This window comes from Frankia sp. AgB1.9, from assembly GCF_016786355.1.
Classification (GTDB): Bacteria; Actinomycetota; Actinomycetes; order Frankiales; family Frankiaceae; genus Pseudofrankia.
This window is the reverse complement of the sequence record NZ_JADWYX010000033.1, coordinates 71,612-90,019: the sequence shown is the minus strand read 5'-3', so window position 1 is coordinate 90,019 and position 18,408 is coordinate 71,612. Positions and strand designations below refer to the sequence as shown.

Genomic DNA, 18,408 nt, shown 5'->3' with positions numbered 1-18,408 from the left:
CAAACCGGGCCCCCCGGGGGGCGGCCGCGACCCCCCCCCCCCCCCCCGCCCCGGGACTGCCGGGGGGGCGAGGCTGAGTCCGCGTTCTTCCGGGCGGGCCGCCCGTCGAGATGGTCGAACGGTGCTCTGGTGGCGGAACGGTCAGGAGCTGGCGGGCTCCAGATCAATCCGGAGTGCCGGTTCGGTGGCGGGGGCGTCGACGGACTCGGTGGTCGGCCGGCGGCGGGGGACGAGCAGGGAGCCGAGTGCTCCGGCGGCGGTCACGGCGGCGCCGACGACGAGGGCGGCGCGCAGTCCGTGGGTGAAGTCGACCGCGTTGGTGTAGCCGCCGGCCGCGGCGAAGACCGAGGCGAGGACCGCGATGCCGAACACCCCGCCGGCCTCGCGGACGGCGTTGTTGGTCCCGGACGCCACCCCCTCGTACTCGGGAGGTACCGAGCCCATGACCACGTTGGCGACGGGGATGAAGAACAGGGCCATCCCGATCCCGGCGATGATGAAGGAGGGCACCAGTGTCAGGAATGTCGCGTCGGGGGCGATAACGGCGCGCATCCACAGCAGACCGCCGGTCATCAGAGTCAGCCCGGTGATCATGAGTGGCCGCCCGCCGATGCGGTCGGACAGCGGGCCGGCGATCGGGGCCACGATCAGCGGCATGACCGTCCAGGGCAGGGTGCGCAGTCCGGCACCGAGCGGCGAGTAGCCCATGACGTTCTGCAGGTACTGGGAGAGCAGGAAGATCGAGCCGAACATGCCGAAGGAGAAGAAGACCGAGACGGCGTTGACGGCGGCGAACCCGCGGCGGCGGAACAGGCTGACCGGCAGCATCGGCCGTCCGCCGGATCGCTCGGACCGGATCTCCCAGGCGACGAAGGCGGCCAGCCCGACCGCGCCGGCCACGATCGCGCCGAGGACGCCGGCGCTGGTCCAGCCGTGGTCCTGGCCGCGGACGAGGCCGAGCACGACTCCGAACAGACCGAGGCTGACCAGGACGGTGCCGGGAGTGTCCAGCCGGCTGGAGGCCTCGCGGCTCTCGGTGAGCCGGGCGAACGCCAGCGGGATCGCGGCGAGGCCGAGGGGGACGTTCAGCCAGAAGATCCACTGCCAGGCGGCGCCCTCGGTGATGGCTCCGCCGACGAGCGGTCCGAGGGCGATGGCCAGGCCGGAAACGCCGCCCCAGATACCCAGGGCAGCCCCGCGGCGTTCGGCGGGAACCGCCGCCGACAGCAGGGTCATCGACAACGGCAGCACGATCGCCCCGCCCACGCCCTGTACGGCCCGGGCGGCGATGAGCACGCCGACGTCAGGGGCCAGCGCGGCGCAGGCACTGGCCACGGTGAAGATGGCCAGGCCGGCGGCGAAGACGCGACGCCGGCCGAGTCGGTCACCCAGCGCCGCGGCGGGCAGCAGCAGGACGGCGAAGGACAGGGTGTACGCGTTCACGGTCCATTCCAGCCCGGCCAGGCTGGCGTGCAGGTGTTCCCGGATCGACGGCAGCGCCATCGTGACCACCAGGTTGTCCAGGGAGGTCATGAACGCGGCGATGCACGTGATGATGATGGTCCAGGTGAGCCGGTTCCGGTCGGTGGCCATCTGAGTCCTTCCGAGGTAGTGACTGACCACTTCCTTGCATGGGCAAAAAACTGGCCGTGCGACCCCTCAGAACTCTCCGTCGAGACGGAGCGAACTGTCGCGGTCGGCACGAGCCGTCGGCCAGCCGAGCACCACGAAAGTAGTGACTGGCCACTTCCTAGTCGGGGCAAAAAAAGAGGATCTCAGGCGCCGACGGGATCAACCATCGGCATCGTGATCAGCTTCGGTGGCCGGGCCGCCGAAGCCGCGCGCGACGGCCTCCTTGCTCGCCTTGATGCCCGAGCTGTTCTCGTCGGAAGGGCAGATCAGCTGGGCCCAACGCTCGTCCACAGCGGGAAGGTCCATGGCGGCCGTGACGTTGCAGAGCATCCCCATGGCGAAGAACGCGCGTAGGACGTCCGGGTCCACCCCGGCCAGGCGTTCGACGGTGTACCACAGATCGCGGAAGCCCCGCCGGGTCACGGCCCGGATGTCCAGGTCGGCGCAGGCCGCGTAGGCCTGCATCTGCATCAGCAGGTAGCTGGGCTCGGCGAGCAGGCCGTTGTAGGCATTGGCCATGGCGGTCAGAGCCTCCTCGCCGGACAGCTCTCCCGCCGCGCTCTCGAAGGCCGCTACCGTCCGGGCGAAGGTCTCCTTCACCGCGGCCAGGAACAGGCCCTTCTTCGAGCCGAACAACCGGAACAGATAGGGCTGGGAAATCCCGACCGCCGCGGCGATCGTCTCGGTCGACGTGCCCTCCAGCCCGCCCCGGGCGAACTCGGAGACGGCCGCCGCGAGGACGGACACGCGACGCTCGTCCGCCGTCTGTCTCGTCCCTGTCGCAGCCATGGCTCGAAGGTAGTGGCCAATCACTTCCTCGTCAAGGCCGTCAATCGCCGACGTCCCGTGGGTCCGCCTACTCGTGGGGCAGCGCGGCCCCGACGGCACCGGCGGCAAGGTCATCGTTGGGCGTCGCGCTACCACCGGCGAGCCGCAGCCTCGTCAGGAGCGCCACCGCGACTCCTACCACCCGGCGGCCGATGCGGATGAGCAGGTAGAGCATCCCGGCCGCCGGCATCGCGACCAACAGCGTGCTGACGGCCCCGGCGAGCGCCCTGATCAGATCTCCGTTGGCCAGGGCTCGGCTCGCCTGGCCGAACTCGCCGCTTACCGCCGAGGCTGTCCGGGGCAGCACGAAGGGCGCGTAGACCACCAGCATGACGAGGTTCACGACAATTACCGGCGCCGCGCACAGCGCCCAGGCGGTCACCATGAGCTGGGCTCGTCTGGTCAGACCGGCCATCCGCGGATCCTGCGCCGGTCCGGCGGATGGCCGGGTTCGCCGCCGGAACGGGATCGCGAGCGCCGCCCCGCGCAGGGCCGACCGCACGGCTGGACCCATCCGGTCGAACAGGTCGGGCACCCCGACGAGGTCGCTGACGATGTAGTAGCCGTCCAGCCGGACGAAGGGCGCGAGCTGCCGAAAGGCGTCCAGGTGGACGAGGACCGCGGCCGTCACGAGCACCTCGGCCCGGGTGACGGCGAACGTCCCCACCAAGAGCAGCGCGAAGATCCCGTTGAAGTAGATGCCCCCCAGGTCGGTGCGCAGCCGCCCCCAGCGGCGCAACCGGTAGGAGTCGGTGACGTCGGTGAAGAAGGCCGGCCAGACGAGGTACATGCCGACACCGATCACACCCGGCCGCGCGCCGCCGTAGCGGCAGGCCGCCGCGTGACCGCATTCGTGAAACAGCGCGCTGACGAGCGTTACGCCGACCAGCGTCAGGATCATCGACGGGGTGGCCAGCACCGCGGCGGCGCTGTCACGCGCGCTGTGCCGGCCGAACAGCCAGACATCGCCGGCCACCAGGCCGCCCAGTAGTACGGCCATGGCCGCCGGACGGAACAGCACCGCGAGCGCCCCGCTGATCCGGTACACGACCGACGCGGGCAGCAGGGTCCGCCGGCCGGTGAGCTGGAGGAGCGACCTCGCCCGTGGCGCGGGCGTGACGCCGTTCGGGGCGGCGATCAGGCCGAGGGGCATGAGCCGGTGGGCCAGCAGGTACGCGATGTCGGCGCCGCTGACCTGGCGGGCGCAGCGGTCCCCGGCGTGCTCGGCGATCGCGGCGACGTCGCGGCTGCCGTCCGCCGCTTCGAGAACGCGCGCGAGCAGCTCGGTGAGCGCCACCACCTGACCGTCGGCGCGACGCGCCAGGAAGACCGGACGCGCGAGGCCCGATCCGGCGAACTCGCCGAGCAGTGCCAGGCCGTCGGCTCGGGTCGGCCGGGAGGGCAGCTCGCCCCCGCTCGACTCGGCGGGGCCCGGGTCGACGTCGACCGACGCGTCGTCCAGCTGCTGGCCGGGTATCAGGGTGCCCTGCGACTGCCGGGTGGGACCGGGGGCCGGGCGGGCCGGCGTCCGCGGGCGCGCGGGCTCGGTCATCGAACGTCCTCTCGGCGCCTGGGTTATCTACCCGGCCGGCCGCGCCCGGATCCGGTGCCTGTCCGGCTAGGCAGAACTCACATTCCGAACAACCGGCGGAGAAAATCCATCCACTGGCCGCCGTCCGCGGACGAGCCGGCTCCGGGGACATCCTTGCCGGCGGCGCTGTCCGCGAGACCGTCGCCGGCGTGGTGCCCGACGCCGAGGCTTTCCGGGCTCGACCCCTGGACGATGAAGTTGAATGTCGGCATGAAAGTGATCACGACCGGCATGTAGCCGCCGCTGACCTGCGGCTGCGAAACGGAGTTGACGACCGCGTTGTTTGACGCGGGCGAGCCGATGGGGATGTTGCTCGACGTAGGTGAGTCGACCACGGCATTGGTGGGGGTGAACCCGTATCTGTTGGTCCCGATCGCGGCGAGGGTGGTCCGATCGGGAAGCAGCTCCGCGCGCTCCTCGGACAGCTCCATCTGATCGCCCCACCGACTCACGCCCGCGTCACTCATCTTGCGTCTCCCCCGTACAGTGCCTCCACGAATACCCTTGAGCGGAGACGCTAGTCGCACCGGGAAGCTATTCAAAACATTTTCGCGGGCGTGTCGTCGCCGCGAGAAAAAGGATCAGGATCATTCAATGCGCCGCGGGGCGCGATGAATTCGGCCGGCCGGCAGTCGAAGATCGACGGGAGAGACGGCTCGGATGAAGGGGATGCCCGCGCGTGCAGGCGGAACCGCCTGCGCGGCGGTCACCACTGGTTGAGGAAGGTATCGCCGCTGGCGATGGAGTTGATGAACGCTCCGTAGTTGCCGACCGTCTGCACCATCGAGCTGTTACCGGTGACGACGTTGTTGCTGCCCGGCGAGTTGACCGGAGAGTTGTTCCCGGTACCCACGGACTGTCCGTTCTGGAACAACATCAACGTAATGCGTTCAGGTAGCAGCTCGACATACTCGGCCGCCAGCTCGGCGAAATCCATTCCCGAGTGGCAAGTCTCCGTCAGATCCATTACCCCACCATCCCTCGTTCTGTCCCCGGGCGGAACCCGCGATGAAGCACCGCGGGTTCCGCCCGGTTGCACGCGACGGTTTGTGACGCACGTACATCGGCGCGGCGGCGCGGCTCCACCACGTGCGCTCCCTAACAGACCGGACTTCGCCACCCGCGGCGGCCAGCCGGCATATCTGCACCCTAGGGCCGCCCACGACCGGCCGCAATGCGATGTTGAACGTCGCCATATGCCGGTCCCGTACGTGTTTCGGGCCGCCGTCGAGTTCGGTGGACAGTCGTGACTGGCGGAGATTCTCGGTTATGGCACGGGCTCGTCCGGTCTGGCCGTCAGGTGTTGGTGGAGCCGGCCGGATCGTCCGCGCGGCTGACGGAGAAGCCCCGGCTCATCGCGAGTACGGCGTCGCGGCGGGGGGCCCCACCGAACGGAGAGCCGCCGGTGGGGGCGGGGCTGCCGAAGATCCAGGTAGGCCCGTCGGCGAGGTGGTCGATCGCCTCGCGCGCGACATCGGCGGGATCGGCCGTCTCGCCGTAGGGCTCGCCCTTGGCGTCGAAGACCCGGCGCATCGACGGGGTGTCGGTCTTGCCGAGCACGAGGCCCAGGACGTCGACCCCGCTGGAGCGCCATTCCGCCCACAGCGCCTCGGCGAGGATGAGGTCGAAGGCCTTGGTGGCGCCGTAGGTGGCGAGCGTGGCGCCACCCGCCCAGGCCGCGCCCGAGGTCACGAGCACCACGCCACCGCGCCCGCGGGCCACCATCGGCCCGCCGAAGCGGTAGGCCGCTTCGAGCACGCTGTCGCAGTTGCGGTGGACCAGGGCCAGATGGGTGGCGAGGTCCTTGTCGAGGAAGGGCGTGCTGAAGTCGTCGCCGCCGGCGTTGTAGACGAAGAGGCCGACCTCGACGTCGGCGGTCGCCTCCGCGAGCTCCGCCAGCGCGCCCGGGGCGCTGAGGTCGAGGGCCAGCGTGCGGACCTCGACGCCGTGCTTCGCGCGGATCTCCGCGGCGAACGCCGCCAGTACGGGGACTCGCCGCGCCACCAGCACGACGTTCAGTCCCCGGGAAGCCAGCTCGTGGGCGAACGCGGCCCCGACGCCGTCGGACCCGCCGGCCACGACACCCCACGGCCCGTAGGTGATCGCCGTTCCTGTAGCCACCTGTACTCCTCGTCTCGCAGGATCTGGATCTCCGACGGGCTGGGCCCGTGCTGAGGTTACAGAAGAGACTGTCCTAGAACTTTATAGAACAGCACGTCCTGGAAAGTGGAGTCGGCCGAGACCTCGCGCACCGCGCCCCCGTCGGCGCGGACCCGTCATCGCCCGGTTCTCGCCTGTTCGGCCAGCCAGTCGGCGGTGCGGTCCAGCCACTGCCAGCGGGTGTTGCCGAGCAGGTGGTCGCCGTCCGGAACGAGCAGTAGCTCTCCGGCGGGCGCGGTGGTGGCGATGTGCCGGGCCTGGGCCGGTGACGGGAGTTCGTCCGCGCCGCCGGAGACGACGAGCAGGGGCTGGTGGATGGCGGCGAGCAGGCCTGGCTGCGCGAGCGCGGCGACCACGCCCTGGGCGTGGTCCGCGCTGCCGCATCGGATCGTCAGGGTGTCGACGGCGAACGGGGGCAGTGTGTCCCACGCCGGCATCGGATAGGGCCCGCTGACCGTCGCGACCGCGCGGATGCGGGGATCGGCGGCCGCTGACCGCATCGCGTACAACCCGCCGAGACTGAGACCGATGAGCACGACCCGGGCGGGATCGATCACTCCGCCGGCGGTCAGACGGTCGATCACCGCGCTGGTGACCTGCTCGTAGGCCGGCTGGGGCGGCTCGTCCGCGAGCGCGCCCTGGCCGGGCCCGTCGATGGCGGCGACGGCGACACCGCGGTCGAGCAGGGCGTCGGCGAGGTCGAGGAACTCGGCACGCCCGGAGTCGAGACCCGGGACGATGACGGCCACCGGCGGCAGGGCGTTGGCAGTGCCTGCCGGCAGGCCGTTGACAGTGCCTGCCGCCAGGCCGTTGACGTTGCCTGCCGGCAGTCGCAGCTCACCTTCGAACCGTGGCCCGTCCGTTCCCGGCGCCAGGTCGTGCACCGGTCCCCACAGCGCGGCGTAACGGCGCAGCGCGTCGACCGCCTGCCGGTCCGCGGCGACGGCCGCCTTCAGATCGGGGTTGGGCAGCGTGTGCGCGAGGTGGGCCGCCGCTGCCGCCGCCCGCCACGCCTGGCGGGCGGTGGCGGGGCGCCGAGCCCGCTCGGCGGCCTCGGCGGTCCCGGCGTCCTGCTCCGCGGCCGCGACGAAGGCGGGCAGCCAGTCCCGCAGCGTGGCGAGACCGGCGGTGAGGCTGTCATAGCGGAACGGGTCGACGCCGGCCCCGATCGCTCGGGACCGGCAGACCGCCGCGGTCGTGGCGACGTCCGCGTCATCGACGAACCAGGACATGGTTGGCGCACTCCTCGCAGGTGGGTCCTTCGAGATTGGCGCAGCTAGGCTCGTTCCGACAGTAGGCAGCAAATGGTGCCGTAGGAACCTTTTCGAAACCAATGAGGAGACCGATGGTCTCGGCTGCGGCCTCGGCGGACGGACGCTACGACGTCCTCGCCGCCGCCTGCCCGACCCGCCAGATCGTCGACCGCATCGGAGACAGGTGGAGCCTGCTGGTGCTCTACGCACTGGAGGGTGGCACGCTGCGGTTCCAGGAACTGCGCCGAACCGTCGACGGCATCAGCCAGAAGATGCTCACCCAGACGGTCCGCGGCCTCGAACGGGACGGCCTGGTCGAACGCACCGTCCACGCGGTCATCCCACCCCGAGTCGACTACTGCCTGACCCCGCTCGGACGCGGCCTGTCCTCGCGGATCGCCGAGCTGCGGATCTGGGCCTACACCCACATCGACGAGGTGAACGACGCTCGCACCGCCTTCGACGAGCGCGTCGGGCAGCCGCCACCTCGTCGGTGACCGCCACCAGCCGGTCACCAGGTCAGGGGCGCTGCCCGAGCTGGTCGCGGCGGCGTCTCAGGGAGGCGGTCTCGGCGGTGTTGCCGGCCAGCTCGATAGCTCTGTCGTAGGCGCCGCGGGACTCCTGGCTCTGGCCCAGTCGGCGCAGCAGGTCGGCGCGGGCCGCGTGGTAGGCGTGGTAGCCGGCCAGCTTGCCTTCGAGGCGGTCGACGGCCGCCAGCGCCACCCGCGGGCCGTCGAGCTCCGCGACCGCGACGGCTCGGTTGAGGGCGACGACCGGCGAGGGATCCAGGCGGACGAGCTGGTCATACAGGGCCACGACCTGCGACCAGTCGGTGTCGCGCATGTCGCGGGCGCTGGTGTGCACGGCGTTGATCGCCGCCAGGATCTGGTAGCGGCCCGGAGCGACCCCGGCTGCGGCGGCCACGAGGCGCTCGCGCACCAGCCGATGACCCTCGGCGATCAGCGCCGCGTCCCAGGCCCCGCGATCCTGCTCGTCAAGGGTGACCAGCTCGCCGCTCGCCGAGAACCGGGCGTCGCGGCGGGCCTCGGTCAGCAGCATCAGCGCCAGCAGACCGGCCACCTCGCCGTCGGCCGGCAGGAGGGCGCGGATCAGCCGAGCGAGCCGGATGGCCTCGGCGGTCAGGTCCTGGCGCACGGGATCGGTGCCGGCGCCGGTCGCCAGGTAGCCCTCGTTGAAGACGAAGTAGAGGACGGCCAGCACGCCGGAGACACGAGTGGGGAGATCCGCTGCGGCCGGTGCCCGGTAGGGAATCCGAGCCGCCTTGATCTTGGCCTTCGCACGGGTGATCCGCTGTCCCATGGCGGTCTCCCCGACCAGGAAGGCGCGGGCGATCTCGGGCACGGTCAGGCCGGCGACCAGGCGCAGCGTCAGCGCCACCCGGGCCTCGATCGCGAGCGCCGGGTGACAGCAGGTGAAGATCAGTCTGAGCCGGTCGTCGTCGACGGCACCGAGCGGCTCGGGTGGGTCGTCGTCGTACAACAGCGCAGCCTCCTGCTGCTTGACGTCGCGCTTGCTCTCGCGCCGAATCCGGTCGATGGCCCTGCGGCTCCCGGTCGTGGTCAGCCAGGCGCCGGGATTGGGCGGCACGCCGTCGGCCGGCCAGCGCTCGACGGCGGTCGCGAACGCCTCGGCCGCCGCCTCCTCGGCGAGGTCGAGGTCACCGAAACGCCTGGTCAGGGCGGCGATCACCCGGGCCCACTCCTCGCGATGGGCCCGGGCGATCGCCTCCGGGACGAAGGCTCGGTTCACAGGAACGGCCGGACCTCGACCTTCCGGTTGCAGGCCTTCGACCCCGCGGTCGCCAGCCTGAGCGCCACGTCGAGATCGGCGGCCTCGATGATCCAGAAGCCGGCGAGGAACTCCTTCGTCTCCACGAAGGGCCCGTCGGCGATCAGCGCCTCGTCGCCCCGGTTGTCGATCACGGTGGCGGTGTCGGGCCCGCCGAGGCCGCCGGCGAAGACCCAGTGGCCGTCGGCGACCAGCCCTGCGTTGAACACGTCGATCGCGGCCTCCTCGTCAGGCGAGGCCAGGACGCTGTCGTCAAAGATCACGGAAACCAGGTACTGCATCTCGGATCACTCCCGTGTCGCGCGGCGCCCCTCGTGGGCGGCCTCTCACCACTACTACGAACGCCTCCGCCCCGATCCGACACAGGCTCCCGAAGTCTTTCCCCGCGGGACGGCGATGAACATGCCAGCGGTTTCGGCGCCACGTTGGACGAGCAGGCGCCGGCGCCACGGCTCACGTCGTCAGGGGCTGGCGGCGAGGAGCTGGTTGGTCGCGAGCTCGCGATAGGTGGGGTCGGCGTCGAGCAGCTCGCTGTGGGTGCCGACGGCCCGCACCCGGCCCGCCTCCAGGACGACGATCTGACGCGCGTTGACGACCGTCGACAACCGGTGGGCGACGACGATCACCGTGGTGGTCTTGGCCGCCGTCTCCAGGGTGGTGCGCAGCGCGGCCTCGTTGACCGCGTCCAGCGCCGAGGTCGCCTCGTCGAGCAGGAGCAGCCGGGGCCGGCGCAGGAATGCCCGGCCGATCGCGATGCGCTGGCGCTGGCCACCGGACAGGGTGCCGCCACGATGGCCGATCCAACCGTCGAGCCCGCCCGGCAGGGTCTGGACCAGGTCTTCCAGCCGCGCGAGGGCCACGACCTCCCAGAGCCGCTCGTCGGTGACCTCGGACAGGCCGAGCGTGAGGTTGTCGCGCAGCGTGCCGGCGAGCACGGGTGAGTCCTGTTCGACGTAGCCGATCGCCCGGCGCAGCTCGGCGAGCGGCCAGTCGCGGACGTCCCGGCCGTCGAGGAGCACCCGGCCCGAGGTGACCTCGTGGAAGCGTTCGAGGAGGGCGAACAGGCTCGACTTGCCCGCACCGGACGGTCCGACGACGGCGGTCGTGCCGCCCGGCGGAACGGTGAACGTCACGCCCTGGTGCACCAGCGGCAGGTCGGGCCGGTAGCCGAACACGACGTGTTCGAAGGCCACGGTCGCGCTGAGACCGGCCCGGCCTGGGTCGGCGCGCGGACGAACGGTCCCGTTCCCGCCGCTCGGGAAGGGCCCGTGACCGCGTTCGCCGAACCGGGTTCTCGTCCTGGCCGCCAGGGCGGCGAGGGCCCGACCGTCCACCGTGCCGACGGTCGCCGCCGCGGTCGCGGGCTCGGGCTCGGCGGCGAGCCTCAGCACCTCCTGGATGCGTTCGGCCGCGGCTCCGCCGACCTTGAGCTGGCCCCAGGCGCCGACCAGCGTCGTGACGGGCTGGGTCAGGAAGAACATGTACAGCAGGTAGGCGATCAGGTCGGCGAGCGGCAGCCGTCCGGCGGCGACCCGGGCACCGCCGACGCCGAGCACGGCGAGGAACGAGGTCTGCATCAGCAGGCCCGCGGACGCTCCGCTGGCCGCCTGCCAGCCGGCGACGCGCAGGCCGCGCCGCCACGCGGTGTCGGCCGCGTCGGTCAGCAGGCCGATCTCGTGGGCTTCGGCTCCGGCCGCCTTGACGGTCTGGAAGGCCCCGAGGTCGCGGTCGAGCAGCATGGCCAGGTAGGCCACGGCTTCCTGCGCCTTGCCGGTGGCCGCCCCGATCCTGGCCGCGGCCCACCGCACCGAGACGCTCATCGTCACGACAGCGCTCAGCGTGACCGCGAGCAGCACGTAGTCGATCAGGCCCATCAGGACGAGCGAACCGAGCAGGGCGAGCACCGCGGTGACGGAGGCGACCATCGCCTGGGTCGTCACCTGGCGCAGCAGGGTCGTGTCGGCGACCAGCCGGGACAGGAGGTCCGCGGGCGGGATCCGATCGGCGACCGCCGGGCGCATCCGCAGGATGCGGGTCACCAGCAGCCGGCGCACCGTGCGGACGAGGGACTCGCCGACCGACTCGACGAAGAAGTAGCCGACACCCCCGACCGCGGTCCCGAGCACGACGGCCCCGGCCAGGATGAGCAGCAGCGCGCCGGTCGGCTGGTGTCGGGCGAGACGGTTCAGGATGCGCTGCGCGACGATCGGCTGGGACAGCGACAGCGCAGTGCCCGCGAGCGTCAGCACGCTGCCGAGCGCCAGCCTGGCCCGGAAGCCGGCGGTGTACCAGAGGATCAGCCGCAGCCGGTTGTGTGGCCGGTGCCGGGGAGCTGGACCGGCGAGCTCGCTCGCGCTCATCCGCGCCGGCCGGTTTCCCTGACGACTCTCTCGACGTGGTCCGCGGCGGCGACCGCGCCGCCCGCGGCCCGCAGCGAGGCACCGACGGCTTCGGCGGCCTGGCGGTAGCGGGCCCGGCCCAGGACGTCGATGAGCGCGCCGGCGACGAGGTCGGCCGTCGCACGGCCGAAGTGCAGCCGGATCCCCGCACCGGCGTCGGCCACCTGCTGGGCGACGATCGGCTGGTCGGCGCGGATCGGCGCGACGACCAGCGGCACGTCGTGCGCGAGTGCCTCGCACACCGTGTTGTGCCCGCCGTGGCACACGACGGCGGCCGCGTGCGACAGGAGGCGAATCATCGGCAGGCGCGGTCGGACGAGCACGTTGTCCGGGACCGCCGTCAGCGCTCCCGACGGGTCGGCGACCGCAGCCTGCGCGCCGCGCAGCTGACCCACCGCGTCCACGCAGGTCCGCAGGAAGGACCCGCCGACGGGACCGTTGACGGTACCCAGGGTCACGACGACGAGTGCCGCCGCCGGGTCCAGCCAGGCCCAGGGGAACTGGTCGTCCGGCCCGGCCGCCGGCCGGCGCAGCGCGGGGCCCACCCAGGCGGTCGGCGGGCCGGACACCTGCGCCGGCCCGGCGAGTGCCTCCGTGGTGAAGGCCAGAACGAGAAACGGGGAGCGTTCGAGCGCCGCGGGCGTCAGCGTCGCGGGCCGCGGGCAGCGCCGGGCGATCAGGCCCGCGAACAGGTCGTCCAGCCAGCGCCGGACCCTGGGCGTCGCGGCGAACGGGTCCCGCAACGAGCCGGAGGTGCTGGCCGAGGTGACCCAGGGAATCCCCAGCCGGGCGGCGGCGAGGGGGCCGGCCAGCGCCTGCATGTCGCAGATCAGGAGGTCGGCGTCGACGCGCTTGGCCGCGTCGGCGACCGACTCGTGGGTGGCCTCGGCGAGCGGGACGAGGAAGTCCTCCCAGAGGAACTGGGCGGCCGCGTAGCCGCGAAGCCCGAGGCCTCGGTCGGCGCCGAGCGGCGGGCCGAGGGCGGGATGCACCTCGGCCTCCGGTCCGGCGAGTGCGCGGATCAGCGACGGTTCACCCGACCAGGCGACGCGGTGGCCCCGGGCCCGCAGCTCGTCGGCCACCGCGACCAGCGGCGTGATGTGCCCGGTGAGCGGCGGGACGACGAGCAGGAAGCTGCTCATGCCTGCCCTCCCGGCGCCACCGCGATGGTGTGGTGCGAGAAGATCCAGTCGAGGAGCAGCTCCCGGACCTGCCGATGGGCCTCGACGAGCACCGAGTGGTCCTGGTCCGGGATCACGACGGTCCGGCAGTCGGGCAGCAGGCTCTCGAGGAGATAGGGATCGTCGGCCTGGAACCCGTCGCTGCCGATGATGCTCAGCACCGGGACGGTGATCTGGCTGAGGTCGGTCAGGTCGAGCATCGGCCCGGTCGGGATCTCCTCGACCATCGAGGTCGCCTCCAGCCGCCGGTAGGCCTGCCGGGAGAGCCGGGCGTGATGGTCACCGAACTGCACCGCGATCCACTGGTAGGCCTCGTCGGTGGACAGCTCGCGCTTGGTGTTCGCCAACACCTCGCCCACCCGCGCCGCCCACGTCTCGGTCGGCGGCTCGGACTCGATGCAGACCAGGCTGGCGACCATCTCGGGGTACGCGGCGGCGAACCCGAAGGCGATCGTGCCCCCGAAGCTGTTGCCGATCAGGTGCACCGGCGCCCGGACGCCGAGCGCACCGAGAAGCCCGTCGAGGTCGGCCACGAAGTCGCCGACCTGGTAGCCGCTGGCGGGTCGGGCGCTGTTGCCGTGGCCCCGCAGGTCGTAGAACAGCAGGTCGACGCCGGCGGCGGCCAGCGGGGCGGCCAGGGTCAGGTAGAAGCTCGCGAGGCTGTCGGTCCCGAGACCGTGGATGCACACGAGCGTCGGTGCCGGGTCGTCCGACCCCCGGCCTGACGTGTGCAGGTAGTGGATGTCTGCGCCGTTGACGTGGATGGTCGGCATGCTCAGTCGACGGCCGTCGCGACATCGAGGCGGGACACGACGTAGTCGACGACCTGGCCGACGCGCAGGCCGATGACGTCCGCGAGCTCCTTGTCGGAGAGGAACTCCGCCATGCTCACCTGGTCCCCGTACCGCGCCGCGAGCATCACCCCGAGGGTGACCAGGTCGATGCTCTCCAGCTCCAGCTCGCTGTGGAACAGCGTGTCCATCGTGACGTTCACGGGCGGTGACCCGTACTTCTGGACGATCTCGTTGATCAGGTTGTTGGTCTCGGTCAGGACGGCGCTGGTCTGGTCGTCGTCTGCGGTCATGCTTCGATTCCTCTCGGTTCCAGCTGGTGTTGGTCGTGGCGGTAGCTGTCCGGCGCGGTGGGTTCGGTCCGCGCCGGCAGCGGCCGGGCGACCGCCGCCGCGCGATCCGGCTGGCTCGCGACGTGGATCTCGAACGGTGGCAGCGCATAGCCGTGGGCACCGGAGACCACCACGGGGCCCGCGACGTCGCGTCGGTGTGCCCCGGCCGGCCGGTCGGCGGTGCCGAACGGGTCCGACACCCGCAGCTGGGCCGGGAAGATCGCCTGACGGTGCGGCCCCCAGAGCTGGGCGCGGACGGCGTCCTTCACGGCGATCCGCCGCAGCAGCCATTCACGCCGCAGCGTCGGGGGAGTGGCGTCGTACTGCGCGCGTTCCGTCGCGCCGAGGTAGCGGCTGAGCACCATCTCGCGGACGGCGAGGTCGGACCACCGCTCGGTCGCCACCATCCAGCCGTCGGCGCGGCGCTCGGCGAACGGATGCAGCTCCGGCCAGCGGAACGCCTCGTCGAGCTGGACGGGCAGGTCGAAACGGCGGTTGACCCAGCCGTAGACGACGGCCCAGACCTGGTTGCCCTCGACGAGCTGCAGGTACGCCTCGACCCACTGGTCGTCGAACTGCCGCACCCAGGCGTGGCACGTGACTGGGCTACCGGGCGCCGGGTCGGGACCGAGGAACTCGATGCCACCGATCCGCACCGGGAACATCACGTAGCGGTCCGTCTCGCGCAGGCGCACCCAGTAGCCGAGCAGCTGGCCGGCGGCGTCGAGGAGCGCCCCTGGCGTCCGGGAGGCCGTGAGCACGGCGCGGACGTGCGCGGGCCCGTGGCCGAGGAGGCTGGTCACGCCCTGGAAGGCGGGACCGTGGAACATCCACCGTTCGCGGTAGAGGTCGCGGCCGGTCATGGCCGGCGGCTGCTCGGCTTCGGTGTCGACCGGCCAGCGTGGCGGGCGCCCGGCGGGGTAGGCGTCCGCCACCCGGACCAGGCCGCTGGCGTAACCGGCGAAGGTGACCCGGTAGCGGTCCGGCCCCTCCGGCCGCACGGTGACAGCCACGTCGGTGGCCGGTTCCGCCGTCAGCCAGTGGTCGAAACGCACGTCGTGGACGCCGACGGCGATCCGGCCGCAGGCCGCCCGGGCGTAGTCGGCCATCAGCGCGACGGTGGTCGTCGCGGCCACCACCGGCCGTCGGTCGGCGAGGTCCGGCCAGTCCGGCGGCTGGGGTGTCAGGGCATGGTCGAGCAGATACGGCATGGCCGCCGTCGAGACGTGCAGCGTCGCCGACCAGCCCGTCCCGCCAGGCTCCGCCCGCAGCTCCAGGCCGGGGGGCTTCGAGACCGCCGCCGCGTGGATCACGTCGGTGGTCGTCGCCTGGGTGGCCGGCTCCCGCTCGTGGCGGTGGGCCTGGCCGGGCGAGGCCAACAGGGTCGCGGCCGTGTCGGCGGTCTCGGTCAACAGTGCGACGAGCTCCTGGGCGAGCGGGTCCTGGGCCGCCGTGGCGACGAGCGGATGATCGCCGGACAACGGCCAGCTCGGGCCCTGCTCGGCCCTCGGACGCCCGGCGACGGTGCCGGGAGTCCGGAGGCCGCTGCCGGTCAGGTCCAGCCGGGGAAGACTCGCCGGGTCGAGGACGATGGAGGCCGCGCCCAGGTCGAGCCGCACGGGAGACTCGCGCTGAGCGGGCTCCGCGGCTGTCGTGTGGCCGGTATCAAGGCCGCCGCCAGACACACCGGGAGCGTCGAGCACGGCGAAGTCCGGGTCGGCGTTCTCGACCCAGAGCGCGACGGCCAGCCGGCGCAGCTGGCCGAGCCCGTCGCGGTGCGCCGAGTTCGCCGCGATGGTCAGATGGGGTGCGTCCTCCAGCACGCCGTCGATGAGGCCGCCGAGCCGGCCCGGCCCGACCTGGATGAACACCCGGGTGCCGGCGGCGTACATCGCCTGGATGGTCTGGCGGAAGAGCACCGGTTCGACCAGGTGGCGGACGAACAGCTCGCGGACCTCGGCCAGGCCGGCCGGGTAGGGCGTGGCCGTGGTCGCCGACCACAGCGGGACCTGGGCGGGGCGGCGCAGCTGGAGCCGGTCGGTCCTGGCCCGCAGCGCCGCGAGGTGGGGCCGCAGCATCGGCGTGTGGAAGCCGGACCGGAACGGCATGATCTGCACGACGATGTTCTTGCGGCGCAGCGCGGCCGCCAGGTCGGCTACCGCGGCGGGCGGGCCGCAGACGACGGTGCTCGACGGCGCGTTGTCGTGGGACAGGACGATGCCCGGGTGGCCGCGCAGGTACTCCCTGGCCTGGTCGGCCGAGCAGGCCAGCGAGGCGTACTCGACGTCGGGGACGGCGCCCTCGTAGGGGTCGGCGGCGAAGATGTCGGCGTCGACGGCGTCGTCGTCGAACATGCCGGCGGCGAACATCGCGCTCCATTCGCCGATGCTGTGCCCGGCCAGTGCGTCCGGCTCGATGCGCAGCCGGCGCAGCACCCGGTCCAGGACGCGGCTGACCAGCAGCACGCTCGTGCCGTGGCGGCCGAGGTCGGCGTTGGACAGGTCGGCGCTCAGGGCGATGCCGAAGTGCTGGACGACGTCGTCGAGCTGGGGGGAGAACTCGGCCTCCAACCCCGGGAACACGAACGCGGTGCGCCCGGGTGCCGGCCCGGCGAGCAGCGGTTGGGCGCTCGCCCAGACCTCGCCGCGGCCTCGCCACGCCTCCCAGGCACCCAGGCGCATCCCGCCGACGGCGTGGCGCGCGGCGGCCAGCCGTCGTCCGGTGGGGTTCACCAGGCCGAGCCGCGCGCCGACGGCGGCGTCCGCGGGCGGTCCGGTCGCGGGGTTGCGCAGCGCGGCGTCGTCGACCTCCAGCAGGACGCCCAGCTCGTCCGGGGTCGACGCCGCGAGGCGCAGCACCAGCTCGGGTTCGGCGGCGGCCGCCACTGGTGCGCTTCGGTGCTCGGCCGTGGCAGGCACCACCTCGTCTGGTGAGGCGAGCGACGTGGCCGCCTTCCCCGGTCTTTGGGGGGCGAGCACCGCGCGGGTCGCCGCGGTGGCCGGTGGAGCCTCCTCCAGCAGCACGTGGGCGTTGGTGCCGCCGAAGCCGAACGCGTTGACGCCGGCCCGGCGCGGGCCGCTGGACTCCCAGGGGACGGCGGCCGGCAACAGCCGGAACCGGGTCTCGGCGACCGTGGGATGGGGGTCCTCGCAGTTCACCGCGGGCAGCAGTACCCGGTTGTGCAGCGCCAGGGCGGCCTTGACCAGGCCCGCGACGCCGGCGGCCGCCATCGTGTGGCCGATCATCGCCTTGACCGAGCCGAGCGCGCCGGTGTCGGCCGGGTCGCCGGAGCCTGGGCCGAAGACCCGGGCGAGGGTCGTCAGCTCGGCCGTGTCGCCGGACGGCGTCGCCGTGCCGTGGGCCTCGATCAGGCCGACGGCGCCGGGTGTGCGTGGGTCGAGTCCTGCGGCGTGCCAGGCGCGTTCGATCGCGGCCTGCTGACCGTCCGGGTCCGGGCTGATCAGGCCGCCCGCCCGGCCGTCGCTGGACACGCCGGTCCCGCGGATCACCGCGTAGATCCGGTTTCCGTCGCGCCGCGCGTCCGCCAGGCGTTTCAGGACGACGACGCCGGTGCCCTCGCCGATCAGGAGGCCGTCGGCGTTCCGGTCGAACGGCCGGCTGCGCTGCGACTTCGACAGCGCGCGGATCTGGGCGAACACGCTCCAGAGGGTGATGTCGTGGCAGTGGTGGACCCCGCCGGCCAGCACCGCGTCACAACGGCCCGAGGCGAGCTCGGTCACCGCGCTGTCGACGGCGATCAGCGAGGAGGCGCAGGCCGCGTCGACGGTGAACGCGGGTCCGCCGAGGTCGAGGCGCCCCGCGATCCGGGCCGCGGCCAGATTCGGCACGACGCCCATGGCCGCGTCGGGTGTCTCGGGGCCGAGCTGGTCGGTGAAGGCGGTCCGGACCTTCTCGAGGTCGTCGGAGCCGAGTCCAGGGAGCAGCGTCCCGAGGGTCTCGACCAGCTGGCGGGCGGTGCGCAGCCGCTGGTCGAGACGCGCGAGACCCGGACCGAGGTAGCCGCCGCGGCCGAGGATCACACCGACCCGGCGGGGGTCTCCCAGCGCGGCGGCGCCCCCGGCGTCGTCGATCGCGGCGGCGGCGACGCGCAGCGCGAGGAGCTGGTCCGGTTCGATGCTGGGCACGTCGCGGGGCGGGATGCCGAAACGCAACGGGTCGATCCAGGCGAGCTCGTCGACGAACCCGCCGCGCCGGCAGTAGATCCGGTCGGCGCGGGCGGGCCCCGAGGCGCCGAGCGGGTCGTAGAACGCCGGGTCCCAACGGCCGGGCGGCACCTCGGTGATCGCGTCGGAGCCGCTGATCAGGTTCTGCCAGTACGTCGCCAGGTCGGGTGCCCCGGGCAGGAGCACCGCCATGCCGACGATGGCGACCGGCGCGGGGCGCCAGCCCGCGGTGGAGTGGGTGGTCATCG

At 72.6% G+C, this 18,408-nt stretch carries 15 protein-coding genes; 1 reads left to right on the top strand and 14 read right to left on the bottom strand.

Translation table 11 applies throughout. The annotated features are described in order from the left end of the window. Window positions 1–141 precede the first annotated feature (141 nt). From I6A60_RS15460 to I6A60_RS15430, 7 genes are all read right to left on the bottom strand, one after another. Entirely contained in the window at window positions 142–1,593 is a 1,452-nt protein-coding gene (locus tag I6A60_RS15460; RefSeq protein WP_203021786.1) for a DHA2 family efflux MFS transporter permease subunit, read from the bottom strand. Between the two features lie 198 nt (window positions 1,594–1,791). Further along, window positions 1,792–2,421 carry a TetR/AcrR family transcriptional regulator gene (locus I6A60_RS15455; protein ID WP_203021787.1) on the bottom strand — a complete coding sequence of 210 codons (630 nt, stop codon included), beginning with the start codon at window positions 2,419–2,421 and terminating at the stop codon, window positions 1,792–1,794. A gap of 67 nt (window positions 2,422–2,488) precedes the next feature. Then, window positions 2,489–4,012 carry a hypothetical protein gene (locus I6A60_RS15450; RefSeq protein WP_203021788.1) on the bottom strand — a complete coding sequence of 508 codons (1,524 nt, stop codon included), beginning with the start codon at window positions 4,010–4,012 and terminating at the stop codon, window positions 2,489–2,491. Between the two features lie 77 nt (window positions 4,013–4,089). Beyond that, the gene (locus I6A60_RS15445) at window positions 4,090–4,518 is read right to left on the bottom strand and encodes a hypothetical protein (protein ID WP_203021789.1); all 429 of its coding nucleotides are present in this window, start codon (window positions 4,516–4,518) and stop codon (window positions 4,090–4,092) included. 239 nt (window positions 4,519–4,757) lie between these two features. After that, window positions 4,758–5,018, bottom strand: a complete 261-nt coding sequence (locus tag I6A60_RS15440) for a hypothetical protein (RefSeq protein WP_203021790.1) — start codon at window positions 5,016–5,018, stop codon at window positions 4,758–4,760. A gap of 329 nt (window positions 5,019–5,347) precedes the next feature. Continuing rightward, window positions 5,348–6,172 carry an SDR family oxidoreductase gene (locus I6A60_RS15435; RefSeq protein ID WP_203021791.1) on the bottom strand — a complete coding sequence of 275 codons (825 nt, stop codon included), beginning with the start codon at window positions 6,170–6,172 and terminating at the stop codon, window positions 5,348–5,350. A 155-nt stretch (window positions 6,173–6,327) separates the two neighbouring features. After that, window positions 6,328–7,443 (bottom strand): S9 family peptidase, encoded by a 1,116-nt coding sequence (locus tag I6A60_RS15430; RefSeq protein WP_203055642.1) that lies wholly within the window; start codon window positions 7,441–7,443, stop codon window positions 6,328–6,330. Window positions 7,444–7,556: 113 nt separating this feature from the next. On the opposite strand from I6A60_RS15430, the gene I6A60_RS15425 reads away from it, so the two are divergent. Further along, window positions 7,557–7,961, top strand: a complete 405-nt coding sequence (locus I6A60_RS15425; RefSeq protein ID WP_203024737.1) for a helix-turn-helix domain-containing protein — start codon at window positions 7,557–7,559, stop codon at window positions 7,959–7,961. Between the two features lie 22 nt (window positions 7,962–7,983). Here the strand turns inward: I6A60_RS15425 and I6A60_RS15420 are convergent, their stop codons facing one another. The 7 genes from I6A60_RS15420 to I6A60_RS15390 form a co-directional block, all read right to left on the bottom strand. Next, complete coding sequence (locus I6A60_RS15420) at window positions 7,984–9,234, bottom strand: RNA polymerase sigma factor (protein ID WP_203024738.1); 1,251 nt, start codon at window positions 9,232–9,234, stop codon at window positions 7,984–7,986. After that, on the bottom strand, window positions 9,231–9,554 hold the full coding sequence (locus tag I6A60_RS15415) for a YciI family protein (RefSeq protein WP_203024739.1): 324 nt from the start codon (window positions 9,552–9,554) through the stop codon (window positions 9,231–9,233). Before I6A60_RS15415 ends, I6A60_RS15420 begins: the two co-directional genes overlap by 4 nt. A 180-nt stretch (window positions 9,555–9,734) precedes the next feature. Continuing rightward, window positions 9,735–11,633 (bottom strand): ABC transporter ATP-binding protein, encoded by a 1,899-nt coding sequence (locus I6A60_RS15410; RefSeq protein ID WP_203024740.1) that lies wholly within the window; start codon window positions 11,631–11,633, stop codon window positions 9,735–9,737. Further along, window positions 11,630–12,814, bottom strand: a complete 1,185-nt coding sequence (locus tag I6A60_RS15405; protein WP_203055641.1) for a nucleotide disphospho-sugar-binding domain-containing protein — start codon at window positions 12,812–12,814, stop codon at window positions 11,630–11,632. The genes I6A60_RS15410 and I6A60_RS15405 overlap by 4 nt, the downstream gene beginning before the upstream one ends. Beyond that, on the bottom strand, window positions 12,811–13,626 hold the full coding sequence (locus I6A60_RS15400; protein WP_203024742.1) for an alpha/beta fold hydrolase: 816 nt from the start codon (window positions 13,624–13,626) through the stop codon (window positions 12,811–12,813). Before I6A60_RS15400 ends, I6A60_RS15405 begins: the two co-directional genes overlap by 4 nt. Window positions 13,627–13,628: 2 nt before the next feature. Next, window positions 13,629–13,937: an acyl carrier protein gene (locus I6A60_RS15395; protein WP_203024743.1), complete on the bottom strand. Its 309-nt coding sequence runs from the start codon at window positions 13,935–13,937 to the stop codon at window positions 13,629–13,631. After that, window positions 13,934–18,406 (bottom strand): type I polyketide synthase, encoded by a 4,473-nt coding sequence (locus I6A60_RS15390; RefSeq protein WP_203024744.1) that lies wholly within the window; start codon window positions 18,404–18,406, stop codon window positions 13,934–13,936. The genes I6A60_RS15395 and I6A60_RS15390 overlap by 4 nt, the downstream gene beginning before the upstream one ends. Window positions 18,407–18,408 lie beyond the last annotated feature (2 nt).